This is a genomic window from Leptospira sp. WS58.C1 (assembly GCF_040833995.1).
GTDB classification, from domain to species: domain Bacteria; phylum Spirochaetota; class Leptospiria; order Leptospirales; family Leptospiraceae; genus Leptospira_B; species Leptospira_B cinconiae.
Genome location: NZ_CP162137.1, coordinates 2,369,905 through 2,383,614 on the forward strand (window position 1 = coordinate 2,369,905; position 13,710 = coordinate 2,383,614).

12 protein-coding genes are annotated in these 13,710 nt (G+C 43.4%); 9 read left to right on the forward strand and 3 right to left on the reverse strand.

What is annotated here, in order from left to right; genetic code table 11:
* The first annotated feature begins 72 nt into the window (after positions 1 to 72).
* Positions 73 to 1,962 carry an NAD(+) synthase gene (nadE, locus tag AB3N61_RS10920; RefSeq protein WP_367897577.1) on the forward strand — a complete coding sequence of 630 codons (1,890 nt, stop codon included), beginning with the start codon at positions 73 to 75 and terminating at the stop codon, positions 1,960 to 1,962.
* Here the strand turns inward: nadE and AB3N61_RS10925 are convergent.
* Complete coding sequence (locus AB3N61_RS10925) at positions 1,959 to 2,678, reverse strand: LIC_20245 family lipoprotein (protein WP_412758372.1); 720 nt, start codon at positions 2,676 to 2,678, stop codon at positions 1,959 to 1,961. The genes nadE and AB3N61_RS10925 overlap by 4 nt on opposite strands.
* Positions 2,679 to 2,772: 94 nt before the next feature.
* Here AB3N61_RS10925 and AB3N61_RS10930 point away from each other — a divergent pair, with 94 nt between their 5' ends.
* From AB3N61_RS10930 to recJ, 6 genes are all read left to right on the forward strand, one after another.
* Complete coding sequence (locus AB3N61_RS10930) at positions 2,773 to 3,462, forward strand: LIC11073 family putative lipoprotein (RefSeq protein WP_367897578.1); 690 nt, start codon at positions 2,773 to 2,775, stop codon at positions 3,460 to 3,462.
* Positions 3,459 to 4,208: a 16S rRNA (cytidine(1402)-2'-O)-methyltransferase gene (gene rsmI / locus AB3N61_RS10935; RefSeq protein ID WP_367897579.1), complete on the forward strand. Its 750-nt coding sequence runs from the start codon at positions 3,459 to 3,461 to the stop codon at positions 4,206 to 4,208. The genes AB3N61_RS10930 and rsmI overlap by 4 nt, the downstream gene beginning before the upstream one ends.
* A gap of 12 nt (positions 4,209 to 4,220) precedes the next feature.
* Positions 4,221 to 4,544 carry a flagellar biosynthesis anti-sigma factor FlgM gene (locus AB3N61_RS10940; protein WP_020770676.1) on the forward strand — a complete coding sequence of 108 codons (324 nt, stop codon included), beginning with the start codon at positions 4,221 to 4,223 and terminating at the stop codon, positions 4,542 to 4,544.
* An 82-nt stretch (positions 4,545 to 4,626) separates the two neighbouring features.
* Positions 4,627 to 5,796, forward strand: coding sequence for an iron-containing alcohol dehydrogenase (locus tag AB3N61_RS10945; RefSeq protein WP_020770822.1), 1,170 nt, complete (start codon positions 4,627 to 4,629; stop codon positions 5,794 to 5,796).
* Between the two features lie 174 nt (positions 5,797 to 5,970).
* Entirely contained in the window at positions 5,971 to 6,291 is a 321-nt protein-coding gene (locus AB3N61_RS10950) for a bactofilin family protein (RefSeq protein WP_010515397.1), read from the forward strand.
* Positions 6,292 to 6,293: 2 nt separating this feature from the next.
* On the forward strand, positions 6,294 to 8,198 hold the full coding sequence (gene recJ / locus AB3N61_RS10955; RefSeq protein ID WP_367899089.1) for a single-stranded-DNA-specific exonuclease RecJ: 1,905 nt from the start codon (positions 6,294 to 6,296) through the stop codon (positions 8,196 to 8,198).
* 7 nt (positions 8,199 to 8,205) lie between these two features.
* Here the strand turns inward: recJ and pcnB are convergent, their stop codons facing one another.
* Positions 8,206 to 9,669, reverse strand: coding sequence for a polynucleotide adenylyltransferase PcnB (gene pcnB, locus AB3N61_RS10960; protein ID WP_036090346.1), 1,464 nt, complete (start codon positions 9,667 to 9,669; stop codon positions 8,206 to 8,208).
* A gap of 59 nt (positions 9,670 to 9,728) precedes the next feature.
* Between pcnB and AB3N61_RS10965 the strand changes: the two genes are divergently transcribed.
* Together AB3N61_RS10965 and AB3N61_RS10970 are read left to right on the forward strand one after the other, a co-directional pair.
* Positions 9,729 to 10,745 carry a M23 family metallopeptidase gene (locus AB3N61_RS10965; protein ID WP_020770816.1) on the forward strand — a complete coding sequence of 339 codons (1,017 nt, stop codon included), beginning with the start codon at positions 9,729 to 9,731 and terminating at the stop codon, positions 10,743 to 10,745.
* Between the two features lie 71 nt (positions 10,746 to 10,816).
* Positions 10,817 to 11,779 (forward strand): prolipoprotein diacylglyceryl transferase, encoded by a 963-nt coding sequence (locus AB3N61_RS10970; protein WP_020770874.1) that lies wholly within the window; start codon positions 10,817 to 10,819, stop codon positions 11,777 to 11,779.
* A 297-nt stretch (positions 11,780 to 12,076) separates the two neighbouring features.
* Here the strand turns inward: AB3N61_RS10970 and AB3N61_RS10975 are convergent, their stop codons facing one another.
* The gene (locus AB3N61_RS10975) at positions 12,077 to 13,483 is read right to left on the reverse strand and encodes a cytochrome c biogenesis protein CcdA (RefSeq protein ID WP_367897580.1); all 1,407 of its coding nucleotides are present in this window, start codon (positions 13,481 to 13,483) and stop codon (positions 12,077 to 12,079) included.
* Between the last annotated feature and the right edge of the window lie 227 nt (positions 13,484 to 13,710).

The following is a 13,710-nucleotide window of genomic DNA, read 5'->3' on the forward strand; positions in this document are numbered from 1 at the left end:
CGCACTCTGTGAACTCCGTGCGGAACAAAAAATCCTTTTCTCAAGTCCCGATATTAGGATACTAGGAGTGAAATGTCCGTCTACCGTTGCACAGCCGTAAGTTTAAAAACGACCGCACTGGATTTTAAAGGAAATCGAGAAAAGATCCTGTCTGCGATCCAGGCCAATCAAAATTCTTCTCTCATCCTTTTTCCGGAACTTTGTATTTCCGGTTACGGTTGTGAGGACACTTTTTATTTTCCTTGGGTTTGGGAACAGTCTTGGAAAAGTCTTTTAGAGATCGCGAAGGCTAGCTCCGGTAAGACAGTAATTGTCGGGCTTCCGTTTTTCCAAAGTCCTTATCTATTTAATGTGTCGGCGGTATTACAGAACGGGCAAATCCTTGGTCTTGTCCCGAAACAGAACCTAGCACAAACAGGAGTACATTACGAAAATAGATGGTTCACAAAGGGCGAAGAATCCAGAAATTATGCGATCACTCCGGATGGATCGGAACTTCCTTTCGGCTCCATCCTTTTTGAAAGTCCTGATTTTAATTTCGGAATAGAAATCTGTGAGGATTCCTGGGTCCAAACACGACCAGGACAATACCTGGTAGAAGCAGGAGCGGATCTTATTCTTTCTCCGGGGGCTTCTCACTTTGCTTTGGGAAAACAAGAAATCCGAAAAAAAATGTTCTCCGAGTCTTCCAGAAATTCTTCTACGGCGATCCTATATGCGAATTTAGACGGAAACGAGTCAGGCCGTTTGATCTTCGAAGGCGGTTGTATGGGGATCGTAGACGGAAATATAAAAGAAGAAGGCCCCAAACTTCACTTTACGGATTTTGAAAGTACTCATTTAGATCTCGATTCCACCGAACTTAGATCCAATCGTGCAAGGAATTTTAGATCTTCCGGCACAAGAGAATTTAGATCCAGAGGAAAAGGTCTGCAAAGAATAGAGATCCAGCCTCTCAGGTCCCAAAAGGACTTTAATAATTCTGTCCAAGTTTCCAAGTCGGATCTATTTCATGATTTTACCCGAGCCGTTTCTCTTGGTCTATTCGACTATCTGATCAAATCCAAAACAAAAGGATATACATTATCACTTTCCGGCGGGGCGGATAGCGCTACCTGTGCACTTCTTGTAAAGGCGGCAATCCTATTCTCCGAAAAAGAACTCGGACCCAAATATTTGGAATCCTTAGGATTCGATCCTAAAAATCTATTATTCACACTTTTCCAAGGAACGGAAAATAACTCCGAACAAACTAAAAATTCCGCAAAACAACTTTCGGAAGAATTAGGTTTTACTCATGCAGAGATCACTGTGGATTCGGAAGTAAAATCCATGTTGGAAAAAATTTCCGCCGTCAAAGGTCTTGTTCCGAACTGGAAAGAACATAATCTTGCGCTACAAAATATCCAAGCCAGAGTCAGGTCTCCTTTAATCTGGTTACTTGCCAATCTGAATGGCCATCTTCTGCTTTCAACGGGAAATAGAAGTGAGGCGAGCGTAGGATACACTACAATGGATGGGGATTCTTCCGGTTCCGTTGCACCACTCACCGGAGTCAGTAAGGAATTTTTACTTTCTTGGTTAAAGAATGTTTATGAAGGAAAAGATATTATTCTTCCTCGAATACAATCGCTGGAAGAAATTCTCAATGCCAAACCTACCGCCGAACTAAAGCCGCTTTCGGAAAAACAAGAAGACGAGAAGGACTTAATGCCTTACCCTCTTCTCCAAAAATTAGAAAGGAATTTTGTATTCCTCGGAAAATCTCCGGATCATCTTTTAGGATCCCAAGAATGGTCCGATCCCAAAGAAGCGGAGGAAGGCAAAAAGAAATTTCTAAAATTATTCTCCGCAAGCCAATGGAAAAGAGAAAGGCTTCCGCCTTCTTTTCATTTGGACGAATACGGTTTGGATCCTAAATCCAGCTTCCGTTTTCCGATCTTGAGCGAGATCTCTTTTTAAAGTCCGGCTTGTTCGTAAGCTCTTTGTTTATCCTTCTGCACTTGTTCCAATTGTTGGATCATAGTTTGTTGGATGGTCTCTAATTTCTTTTCTTGTTCTGGATCTCCGGAACCTTTCTGCAGATCCACCAAGTATTTTACGATCTCCAATCTATCCTTGGATTGTTTTTCCATATAATCGTAATACGTTACCGTTTGCTCCTTGGATGCGGTACGGCTTAAGACTGCTCTAGTAGCTTCGGACACTCTTTGTTCGAATACTTTTCTCTGTTCTTTTTCCGCTGGGCTCATCCGGCTAGGAAGAAGCGAGTTATTCGGAAACTTCTCCTTTAACTGAGCAAATCTTTCCATCTCTTCGTTTGTATACGGTTTTCCTGTTTGAGGATTTACAGGGTTATCCGAATCGGCAATAGGCGCTCCCGGTTTATTTTCGGAAGAAGGCTCCCCCGCTTCCGGTTCCCGATATTCCGCTTTTCCCGCTTTGAAAAAAGCAGAGTCGGAATCGAATAAAGAAGGATCTGCGCCTGTTTTTCCATAACCAGAACGCCCGGATGTAGATCCCGATCCTCCGGCAAAAATACTGGCTAATGTTTCCGCTTCGCTTTGTTTATTTTTGGATTCGGATTTGTCGTCGTCGGTCCAAAATAGGACTACCAATAAGAAAATGAAGAATACTACAAAAACTACGGAAATTAATAATGTTCGAACTCTAGTCACGGTGAGGAAGCCTCAGTTTTTTAGTTGTAAGACCACTCCAAGGTCGAATTCTATCCTTGTGGGTTGTAAATTTAGAATCCAACAGACCCTAAAGATGGGCAACCTAAAAAACCCTGCCGTTCAGGCGGTTTTATTCTCGTTTTTTATATGTTTCGCCTCTTGCGGAACGAATACCGATGTAACCCAGTCTCCTTATGTGTTCCTTACACCGGTGGGTGTTCCCCAGATTTTTTCCATAACTGCTAAGTATGATAATCTAGATTCGCATCGGCCTGAATACGATCTGAAATATTATATTACCAACCTGGAACCTCAATTCGTAGGTTATAATCTTTATATCACTTTTGCGATTCCTTCCGCGGGAGAAACCATCAGTAACGCAAATCTATATCTGGAAAACGGGGTCCAACCTTCTTTTCCTCAGCTAGCGGTCCAAGCTTCCACATCCAATGTAGTAACTCATACGATCGAAAATTTGCAGCCATTCTCGCCTGTGCAGATGTTCCAAAAATGTGAGGTTTATACTTTTACATTAAGAGCATTATTGAATACTGGGATCACTTCGAATATGTCCACTCCGGTCACAAGATGTAGCTCCATCTATCCGGATCATTGCGGGACCAATACCAGTTGTAATCCTACTGCATGTACTGTGGCAAGCTGTTCTGCTTCCACCCAATCTCTTTGTCCTGTCGGAACCGCTTGTAATCCTTGTACTAAGGGAAATGCAGCTACCGGTTGCGCCTGCCCAGCGGGAGAATCTCCGCCGGGTTGTAATCTATGATCGAAGCTCCGACTTCTAAATTTATCGTCCGACCAGGTACCGCCTATGTTGTCGCCACCCCGATTGGAAATTTAGAAGATATCACATTCAGAGCGGTCCAAGTTCTTAAACAGGTGGATATTATCTATTGCGAAAATTCTTCACATAGCAGAAGACTTCTCCAAACCTACGAAATTTCCACCCAGACAAGGACCTTATACAAGGACCAAGGAACCGAACCTTATAAAGGTATTATAGAAGATCTAAAATCCGGGAAAACTTTGGCCCTGGTCTCGGATGCAGGAACTCCCGGAGTCTCCGATCCCGGTTCCCAACTAGTTCGAATTTTACGAGAGGAGAATATTCCGATCGTTCCGATCCCGGGAGCAAGCGCTCTCACCTCCATGCTTTCCGTTTCCGGGTGGCAGGTACAACCTTCTCTCTTCTTAGGTTTTCTATCAGAGAAGAAGGGCAAAAAAAGAAACCAGCTCAAGGAATGGGAAAACTTCGAAGGGGTGCTTACCATCTTCGAATCGGTCCATAGGATCCGAGACACCTTGTCTGCTATCCGCGAAATTTTTCCAAATTCTCCGATCCTTTTAGGAAGGGAATTAACCAAAATCCATGAAGAAATCCTGAAAATAGAACCCGTTCAGACGCTGGAATCCCTGAAATTCCCGGAAAAGGGAGAATTTGTGGTGCTAATCTATACAAATCCTAAAAAAATGCTTAACGGACGTGTCGGAGATGCCGATACTTTGGAGTGAGAGGGAAAACCCATGACTATCGATAAAATTGGCGGCATTGGTGGAGGATCTTACGAGCCACGTAAGTCGACTCCTGTACGCAAAACCGAATCTAAGGAATCATTCGACAATATTTCTATTTCCGACACGGCAAAACAAAAGGCTTCGGAAGCTCGTATCCAAGCGGAAGTGCAAACGATCGCACAAAAGATCGTAGCAAGTCCGGTGGATTCGGAACGTTCTAACAAGCTGAAAGAAGTGAAGGAAAAATTAAAGAACGGAGATTACGATAATCTCAGCCCTGAGATCTTAAACGCAGTAGCTGATCGTATCGCAGAATCCTTTTTAGGCCGTTAATCCATAATTAAATCCGGAATTGTTTCCCTTGGATTCCGGATTTTTCATACTTCCTCTCAATTAAAAGGGAGAACGACACAAAATGCCGATACTCCCTGACTGGATCAATTTTAGTTTTCCCACCAAAATCCATTTTGAAGTCGATTGCGGTTTTAAAATGGGGAACTTCGTCAAAAATATCGGCAATCGTGCGGTCATTCTTTCCACTCAAAGCGAGTTGGAGAATATGGACGAGTTCTCCATCATCAAAACTTCTCTAGAAAAACATATAGACGGTGTCATTCTCTACGACAATATAGAGAAGGAGCCAACATTAAAAGAACTAGATACTGCCGCCTACTTTGCCAGGATCTCCAACGCAAATTGTATCATAGGTTACGGTTCTTACGAAAGTTTGAATATGGCAAAGTTAGTCGCTCTACTTGCGAATAACGACGCATTCGCTGAAGACGTTTTTATCCTGAAAAAAAATCTTAGGCTGAAAAAACCGATCCCTCTTATTCTGATCCCTACTCATCCTGTAATGGGATTGGAATGTTCCCCGACCGCCACAGTATACATGGATGACGATAGGACTGTTCGTTATTACTCGAATGAATTTCTTTTTCCGGAGATGGTGATCGCCGACGCCAAGATCAGTAGTTTTATGACTTCTGCCGACGTGGCAAAAGTTGGAGTTGGAATTTTAGCGGCCGCAGTGGATAGTATTCTTTCCAAATATTCCAACGAACTCACAAACTCTTCTTCCCTTCGTGCGATAGAGATCATTTATAAGAATCTTGTGCCTGCGATCAGGGACCCTAAAAACCTACAGTATAAAAACGCGATCTTCGGTGCGAGCCTTCTTGTGGGGATGTCCCATTCTTCCAGTTCATTAGGACTTTGTTATGCACTTTCATTGGCTGCTTCTAACCTAACGAACCTGGACGTTTTCCAGGCAATGTCCATTCTTCTTCCCCACGTGATGGAATACAACCTCACTTCCTCCGCCGGAAAATACGTTATGATCGCAAAGGCCTTGGACGAGGACATCACCAATATTTCTGTAATCGAGGCGGCCATCAAAGCGGTAGAAGGGATCCGTAAAATTTATATCGAACTTAAGATACCGCAAAGGCTTTCCGAATACGAGGTGCGTAAGATAGATCTGCCAGGGATCGCAAGTCTTGCTTCTTCTTTTCCTTTCTTGGATTCTCTTCCTAGGGAACTTCCTAAAAACGAGATCGAAACAATTCTAGTCGCAGCGTTCTAGTTCGTTTCGCACGGAGAACACTGAGATCACGGAGAGTTTATTTTGTAGGAACTCCTACATCCGGTAGTCCCTTTTCCCTGTGCCCTCCGTGAGCTCTGTGCGAACCCAAAAAAACAGATTTATGTCTTCGAAAAACATTTGAAAGGTCCGATCGGGGTCCGAGAATGGAGACTCATGAGTGAAGAATCTATAGACACGATTATCGGGGAAGACATCCAATTCCGAGGCAAACTACGTTTCAATAACGCGCTAAAGATCAAGGGCCAATTCAAAGGCACCATTGAGACCACGGGTTCGTTGATCGTGGGAGAGACCGGAAGAGTCGAGGCAGATATCGAGACCGGGACCTTGGAAATAGAGGGAGACCTAAAAGGAAATATCAGTGCTGCCTCCAAAGTTTCCGTCCGCAAGACCGGAAAATTAGTCGGTGATGTTCGCACCCCGGATCTGGAAATCGAATCAGGGGCAAAATTCAGCGGAAATTGTATCATGTAATTATGCCCCAGCATGGACCGGATTTTCAAAACCTACCAAAATCTTCCATCCAAGGCCTGACCCCCCTCCAATACCATGTATTCGGGACAAAGTTCGGAGGAGTTTCCGATCCTTCCAAGATCCTGACCGAAACGATTGCGGATCTTCCTTCTCCGTTTTTATTGCCGGACATGGATGAATCTATCCGTATTCTCCAATCGGCCGTTCGGGAAAAAAAATCGATCTTACTCTATGGGGATAGAGACAGCGACGGAGTTTGCTCCACTAGCTTACTAGCCAATTTTTTACGAGAAATACATCCTGGAAAACTGAACGTAAAAACTTCCAGTGAAGAAGATTACGGCCTCTGCGAACCTGCTATGAAATATGTGAGAGAGGTTCGACCGGACTTACTTGTAACTCTCGACTTCGGAACAAGTAACAGCGCAGAAATAGAAGAATTGAATAAGGAAGGAATGCAGGTAGTGGTATTAGACCACCACGAAATACCGGACAGAATACCTTCTTCTTGCAAGCTTATCTCTCCTAAAAGAGGAGATTCTCTCTATCCTACCGAAAAGATCTGCACTTCCGTCATCGCTTGGAAACTGATCACAGCCTGGCTTTATACTACATTAGAACATTATAATTCTTTGGTCTGGATCCCCGATGGAGAGACATTTTTCAGCGGATCACTCGTAAAAAACGGGATCAAACTTTTTAAAGGGGATAAGTCGGAAGCCGAAAAACATTTTTCCGGAAATTTTATAGATTGGTCCGCGATTTCCAAGACTCAATTTCCGGAAAGGGAAGTTTTCCATTCTCAGATCTCTTCTTCTCCAGCGATCTGGGAGCAGGTTCTAAAAAATTTAGACCTTGCTTCTATCGGTACGATCACCGACATGATGCCTCTGGTGGGTGAAAATCGGATCATCGTTAAGGAAGGATGTTCCACATTACAAAAGATCAAAACGGGCGATTTTTCACATCGTCCCGGCTTGGAAAAACTTCTCTCTCAATTGGATCTAGATAAGAAGAAGGTACTCTCTAGAGATCTGGGATGGAGCATAGGACCGGTATTGAACGCTGCAGGTAGAATGCAGAAAACGGAAGCGGCCCTCGGGCTTCTTCTTTCCAACTCACAGCAGGAAGCGGAATCTCTTACAACGAACCTTCTAAAATTAAACGAAGAAAGAAGAGAAAGAACCAAACGAAATCTATTCCGGGTCGAAGGTTTTCTAAAAAGAAAAAGGGAAAGAACGGAAAGACCCATCCTTTTCTGTTACGAACCTGATTTCGAACCCGGAGTTTCCGGGATCGTAGCCACAAGACTTGTGGAACAATACAAAAGACCCGTAGTATTCATCGCACCGGATCATGGACATGCTAAAGGAAGTGTAAGAGCGTACGGCAGTGAGAACGTACTAAACCTTCTCAAAAAAGCGGAGAATGTGTTTCATCAATTCGGAGGCCACAAAGAAGCCGGAGGTTTTTCTCTTTCCATAGATCAGATCCCTAGGTTAGCAGAAATCCTTTTCCAAGAAGCGGGAAACTGGTTGGAATCCGAAAAAGTTTCCAGCCTCCACGAAGAAACTAAAAGTATCGTGAGTCTCCGTCCTCAAGAATTAAGAGAAAATTTATATACAGAGCTTGGGTTATTCGAACCTTTCGGAATGGAAAATCCAGCGCCGTTACTTTCCGTAAAAGGTGCGAGAATACTTTCTTATCGTCCTTTGTCGGACGGCAAACATGCAAGGTTTAAGATTCTGTCGTCTTCCGAATCCATCCAAGCAATTATCTGGAATAAGGCGGAAGAGTTCTCCCAATCGTTAAGGGAAAAAGGTGAGTTGGATCTCTGGGGTTGTTTGGAAGAGAACACTTTCAAAGGGAAAACCAGTCTTCAATTCGTGATCCAATCCTTCGAATAGATCAATATCAGTCTTCTGAGTCGGTAAAATCGGAATCCGTCGAATTTGCTTCCGGTTGCGGCTTCGAGCCTTCCCCGTTTTGACGGCCCTTTTTATTACGATCCTTAAATCTGCCACCACCGCCTTCTCTTTCTTTCCGGTTTCTATTTGGACGGCCTTCTCTCTCTTTTCGGCCTCCGCCGCCAATACTATTCGGTAAAACCGGTCTTTTTCGGAGGGAGATTTCCCAAAAAAATGCGGATTGCAAGGCTTGATCATTATTGTCCGCGATCCCATTGATCTTAAAGACATAAAATGCATCGTAGAAAAAATCTTTCTTTCGGAAGAAATTATTTTGAGAAGCTTTATCGTCCTCGGTATGAGTAAATCTTTCTTGGGAAGCGAAAACCTTGATCAATCTTTCCTTATCTTTTTTAGGAGTCCCTAATCTCTGAAAAATAGGCTCCAAGGATTGTTTTAAAGAAGCGACCAGGTGTCCCCCGCTCTTCTTCGTTAAAGATTCTTCCGCGAGGTCGGAAAATAAAAGTGCATAGAAAATCTGAGGAGTGAGTTCCTCTCTCTCGGACAATAATTTATCCGCGATCACCAAACGTTTTCCGATTCTGGTTTCTAAAAATTTGTCCCCAAAATCCGGATTTTTCTTTCTTTCTTTCTCAAAAGCTTCTTTGAACAGAACTTCTAAAAGAGAATTTTGGGCCATACCTTGGAAGATGAGAGAAGTCCTCCAAGTGCGGAAAATTTTATTATATTCTTCCAACATTCGTGAGGAAGAAGCTTTTTCCAACTCGTGGACATTCTTCTTAATAGACTTGGAAGTCCCTTTGTCTATTTTTAGGCCGAGAAGAACTGCAAACTTAACTGCACGCAACATTCTGACAGGATCTTCTCTGAAAGAAATATCCGGATTTCCGATCACTCTGAGTTGTCTACTTTGGATGTCTTCGTATCCGCCCACATAATCCACGATGGAATCGTTACGGATATCATAGTATAACGCGTTGATGGTAAAGTCTCTTCGTGCAGCGTCTTCTTGAGGCGTTCCGAATTTGTTGTCTCGTTTGATCAGATAGTCCTGCTCTTCCACATGTTTTTCGAAACGATGTTCCGGAAGAGAACGAAAAGTGCTGACCTCGATCACCTTTCCCTTAAAAAGAATATGAACGATCTTGAATCTGCGACCGATGATACGGCAGTTATTAAAGATTTTTTTAATTTGATTCGGAGTCGCGTTTGTGACTACGTCGAAATCTTTTGGTTTGCGTCCCAAGAGAAGATCCCGCACTCCTCCGCCTACGATATAGGCCTTGTATCCGAATTTGTGGAGACGATGGATGATCTTAACAGCATCCTCGTCGATCATGGTCTTGCGGATCGGATGTGAATCCCGATAAAATCTCCGTCCCTCCGGATAAATAAGAATGTCGTCGACGGATCCTATTTTTTTCTTGAAGAGATTGGACAGAAATTTCATATGATGGGATAGTTAAGTCCTATAATCCCTGTCGGACCCCTACCTGCAAGTAAAAATCTATGAACAACGAGGCAAAGTTCGAAGACCGCCCCAAAGCCGCAGAAAGGCTGAAGATCAAGTATCTTCGCTTTCGTTCTTCCTGGCTAAAAATCAAAGAAAAAGGGTCTCGGAAAATTTCTTTCCTACTCGTGCCTCATGATCACGAAGCTGTTCTGAATGTGGAGCTAAGTGTTTTTATGGCAGCATTCTTGGGAGTACTTTCCGTTCTACTTTTTCTGCTTGCGAGCGCTTTCGTGGTCTACATGAACTTCTTTTTCGTACCGAATCGTGAGTTGATCCGAGAGACTGATAATAATGTGGGACTCTTTCTCTATTATAACTCTCTTCTCAAAGACGCTAAGAAAGAAATTACCGGATTAGAAAAAAAGACGGAGCAGTTGAACCTAGTCGCTTGGGAAGAAGTTCCTTGGAAAAGAATTCTCACATTTGATTACGTACCTGAATTTAGTTTAAAGAAACATATTCCGGAATCTTCGACTAACATGGATCTATACTCCGATACGGTGGAAGGTTTTGCAGAAAGAAATATCGAATTATACAAGATCAAACATGCATTCCAAAACGCATTTGATTATTTGGAAGAAAGAGAATCCATTTTATACGCTATGCCGAGAGGTCGGCCTTTGAAACCGGGAGTAGGATTTGTGACTTCCACGTTCGGAGGAAGGGTGGATCCTTTCGGTCTAGTGGAGATGGGAGAGTTCCACTCAGGGATCGATTTTGCAGCAGGAGAAGGAACTCCTATCTACGCAACTGCTCCGGGTGTGATAGAAGATAATGGACAATCCGCAGGAGGGCTTGGAAAAAGTATTCGTATCAACCACTTGAACGGATTTTATACGGTGTATGGTCACTGTTCCGTCGTCTTAGTAGAAAAAGGACAATTAGTGACCAGAGGCCAGCACATCGGAAATGTAGGCTCCACAGGGAAAGCCACAGGGCCTCATGTGCATTATGAGGTTCATATAGGTTATGATCCTCCTATGGACCCGGCAGAATTCGTAAATATGGAATAATTTTTAATCTCTCCGAAACTTTCCCGATTCGGGGAACGAATATAAGGGAAAAAAGATCCAAAGAAGGAACCATGTATAAAGTCATAGATATTCCCGGACTCGTACCTTTCGTCCAGAAATACATAAGTAGCGGTTGGGAAGGAATTTCCACATTCAGCATTTTAGTAGTCATCGCATTTTTAGCGGCTTCTTATTTTTTACCCAAAGAATTAGAAAGAAAACATTTGGATCCGACCCATGCGGATTGGCTTTTGATATTAGGAGTTTTCGGAACATTCGTCGGTGCTAAGGTATTTTTTATCTTTGAGATCTGGGACCAAATCTTTGTAGATACTCCGGGTTTCGACGGAAAATACTTATATCCACTCACTCACTTTGACGGTTTTCCCGGTCGCCCGGGACTTTGGTCCAGTTTATTCTCCGGCAGCGGTTTGGTATTTTACGGAGGATTCTTATTCGGGATCTTATTCATCAGCTTGTATATGATCCAAAACAAATTGGATATAAAAGCTTATTTGGATGCAGCGGTTCCTAGTATGGCATTAGGATATGCGATCGGTAGATTGGGATGTTTTGTTTCAGGAGACGGCTGTTACGGATTCGCAACGCATGCGGACATTCCAATTTTAACATTCACCTACTGGCCTACGAGCGCTGTCCCAAGCGGGGTTCCCGTTTGGAATACTCCGGTCATGGAATCGGTTATATCTTTTCTATTCTTCGTCTACTTCCAAAAGTGGGCCAGGTTCCAGAACTTCAAAAGATTTAGTTTAGGCGCTCAATATCTGATCCTACATGGAATCGCAAGATTAGGTATCGAATTCTTAAGAGTGAATAAGGCAGTGATCCCATTTTTCGATCCTCCGGTCCAATCAAACATTCCAGGAGCAACCGGAGAGACTACTACCTTCTTGAACGGATACTATTGGCATGGATTTTCACAATCTCAGTATGTATCTATCGCGATCATACTAGTCGGTATTTACTTCTTAGTGAAATGGAAACTCTGGGAGAAGGAACCTGTTCCGGCTTAATTCAATAATTTTGCAAAGAGTTCACAACCGTAAGAATTCCCAGAAGTGAAATCAATAACTTTGTTGGAACTCCTACATGGAAAAAGGCTCACCCCCACCCTGCATTGGGATTGGGGGGAGTGGCTCGCGGGAAACCTGATCCTCCTTATCACAAAATCCATCCTTAGTCAACAAGAGGCTTTCTTCCAAATCCGTGTTGGAATTCCTACATCACATTTCTCTGTGAACTCAGTGGCCTCCGTGCGAAATTAATCCCTCTCTCCGGTTCCACGTCTCTGTGTGAAAAATCTCTGCGCCTCACTCCCCCGAGGCGTGGAACTTCTCACCTTTGATGGTGCGGATCATATCCGCCGTGTTTAAGTAATTCGTAGTTTTAAAAAGGACCTTCCCGTCCGAAGAGAAGATCACAAAAAAAGGAAGACCGATCTTTAATTCGGGAAATCTAGGATCGTTCTCATATATTATAAAATCCTTATCATCATCCTTGATCTTTAGGAGGATCGTTTTCCCTAGGGCCTGGTTCAAATTCATATCGGATAAGGTCAAGTCCTCGAAGGCCTTACAATTAGAACACCAATCCGCGTAAAAGTCCGCAAATACCAAACGATCTTCGTTACGAGCCGTCTCAAATGCAGTCTCGGAAATTCGATGCCATTCTAAATTTCCATGCTCTTCCACCAAATCCTTCTTGGTCCCGCCTGGAACTGTTCCCCAACCGGCAAGTCGGATCAGGATCGCGCTAGAACAGATCAGTCCCGTGAGAAGTAGCGCCTTCTTCATTCTTTCGGTACGAAGAAGCGACTTAGGTTGATAAAAATATGCGGTGATCAAAACCCCAAAGGCTGCAGCTAAGATCCAAAGACTCAAATCGAAAGGAACCGACCATAATTGCATTGCTTTGTTGTAATAAGACCATGCAAAATAAAAAACCACGAATCCCAAGACAAACTGAATCCATCTAGTCCATTTACCTCCGCGAGGAAGAGAAAGCCCAAACACTCCTAAAAACAAAAACGGTAACCCAAGACCAAGTCCGAATAATGCCATCTTGAAAGAGGAAACGGCCAACGAGTAAATACTGATACTTTGGACTCCGGCAGTTACTTGGATCAAAATAGCAACGACGATCGGTCCAACACAAGGAGAAGAAAGAAAACCTGCTCCCATTCCCAAGAGGAAGGTGCCTTTCCAACCTTGGCAACCTCTCCATTCTTTATTCGGGAAGATCGGTAAGTATAAAAATCCTAATGAAGCAAGTCCTAGTAAAAAAATAAGTGCCGCTAAAAATAAATTTGTTCCGGGATATCTAAGTACCGTGTTGAAGGCTCCTCCCGAAATTCCTGCCACGAGTCCGAAACAAAAATACATGAACGCCAATCCGGTGTAATACACCAATGGATGGAACATTTTGTTCGTGGCGGTTTCCCCCCTTGCCTGGATGATTCCTACAGTAATCGGGTATAAAGGGTAAACGCAAGGAAGAAGGCTTGCACAAAGACCTCCTAATACCAGGAAGATCGCGGAATTAAATCCGAATTCGGAACCAGAGATACCGGTTTCTAGCCATCTGTTCAAAGAGGAAATCCAGGACTCTGAGACAGCCTGGGATTGGGCTTGTAATGAGTTCGTTAGAAAAAAGAAGAATATGAAAAGTCCGGCTCTAAGCCTAAATTTTGGAGAGAGAAGGATCCGAATTTTCTTCATGGGATGGACGATTAGACCTAAATAGGATTTCTCTTTCTCCTAAGATTCATTATCGACACCATAACTTTCGAAACCAAGTTGCGATTTCTAAAAGTATGGTCAATCCTGAATTCCCGGATCTGTGACAACCCCTAGATTTGGTCTGTACTTGTTTGGACGAGCGGAAAGGGGGAAAGGATAGAAAAAGCCCGATCCTTTCTCAAAAAAAGGCCGGGCTCGAGGGTTTA

What these genes read in the sequence shown, in the direction of transcription:
- nadE (WP_367897577.1), top strand. Translation starts at nt 73, where the DNA reads ATGTCCGTCTACCGTTGCACAGCCGTAAGTTTAAAAACGACCGCACTG.
- AB3N61_RS10930 (WP_367897578.1), top strand. Translation starts at nt 2,773, where the DNA reads ATGGGCAACCTAAAAAACCCTGCCGTTCAGGCGGTTTTATTCTCGTTT.
- rsmI (WP_367897579.1), top strand. Translation starts at nt 3,459, where the DNA reads ATGATCGAAGCTCCGACTTCTAAATTTATCGTCCGACCAGGTACCGCC.
- AB3N61_RS10940 (WP_020770676.1), top strand. Translation starts at nt 4,221, where the DNA reads ATGACTATCGATAAAATTGGCGGCATTGGTGGAGGATCTTACGAGCCA.
- AB3N61_RS10945 (WP_020770822.1), top strand. Translation starts at nt 4,627, where the DNA reads ATGCCGATACTCCCTGACTGGATCAATTTTAGTTTTCCCACCAAAATC.
- AB3N61_RS10950 (WP_010515397.1), top strand. Translation starts at nt 5,971, where the DNA reads ATGAGTGAAGAATCTATAGACACGATTATCGGGGAAGACATCCAATTC.
- recJ (WP_367899089.1), top strand. Translation starts at nt 6,294, where the DNA reads ATGCCCCAGCATGGACCGGATTTTCAAAACCTACCAAAATCTTCCATC.
- pcnB (WP_036090346.1), bottom strand. Translation starts at nt 9,669, where the DNA reads ATGAAATTTCTGTCCAATCTCTTCAAGAAAAAAATAGGATCCGTCGAC.
- AB3N61_RS10965 (WP_020770816.1), top strand. Translation starts at nt 9,729, where the DNA reads ATGAACAACGAGGCAAAGTTCGAAGACCGCCCCAAAGCCGCAGAAAGG.
- AB3N61_RS10970 (WP_020770874.1), top strand. Translation starts at nt 10,817, where the DNA reads ATGTATAAAGTCATAGATATTCCCGGACTCGTACCTTTCGTCCAGAAA.
- AB3N61_RS10975 (WP_367897580.1), bottom strand. Translation starts at nt 13,483, where the DNA reads ATGAAGAAAATTCGGATCCTTCTCTCTCCAAAATTTAGGCTTAGAGCC.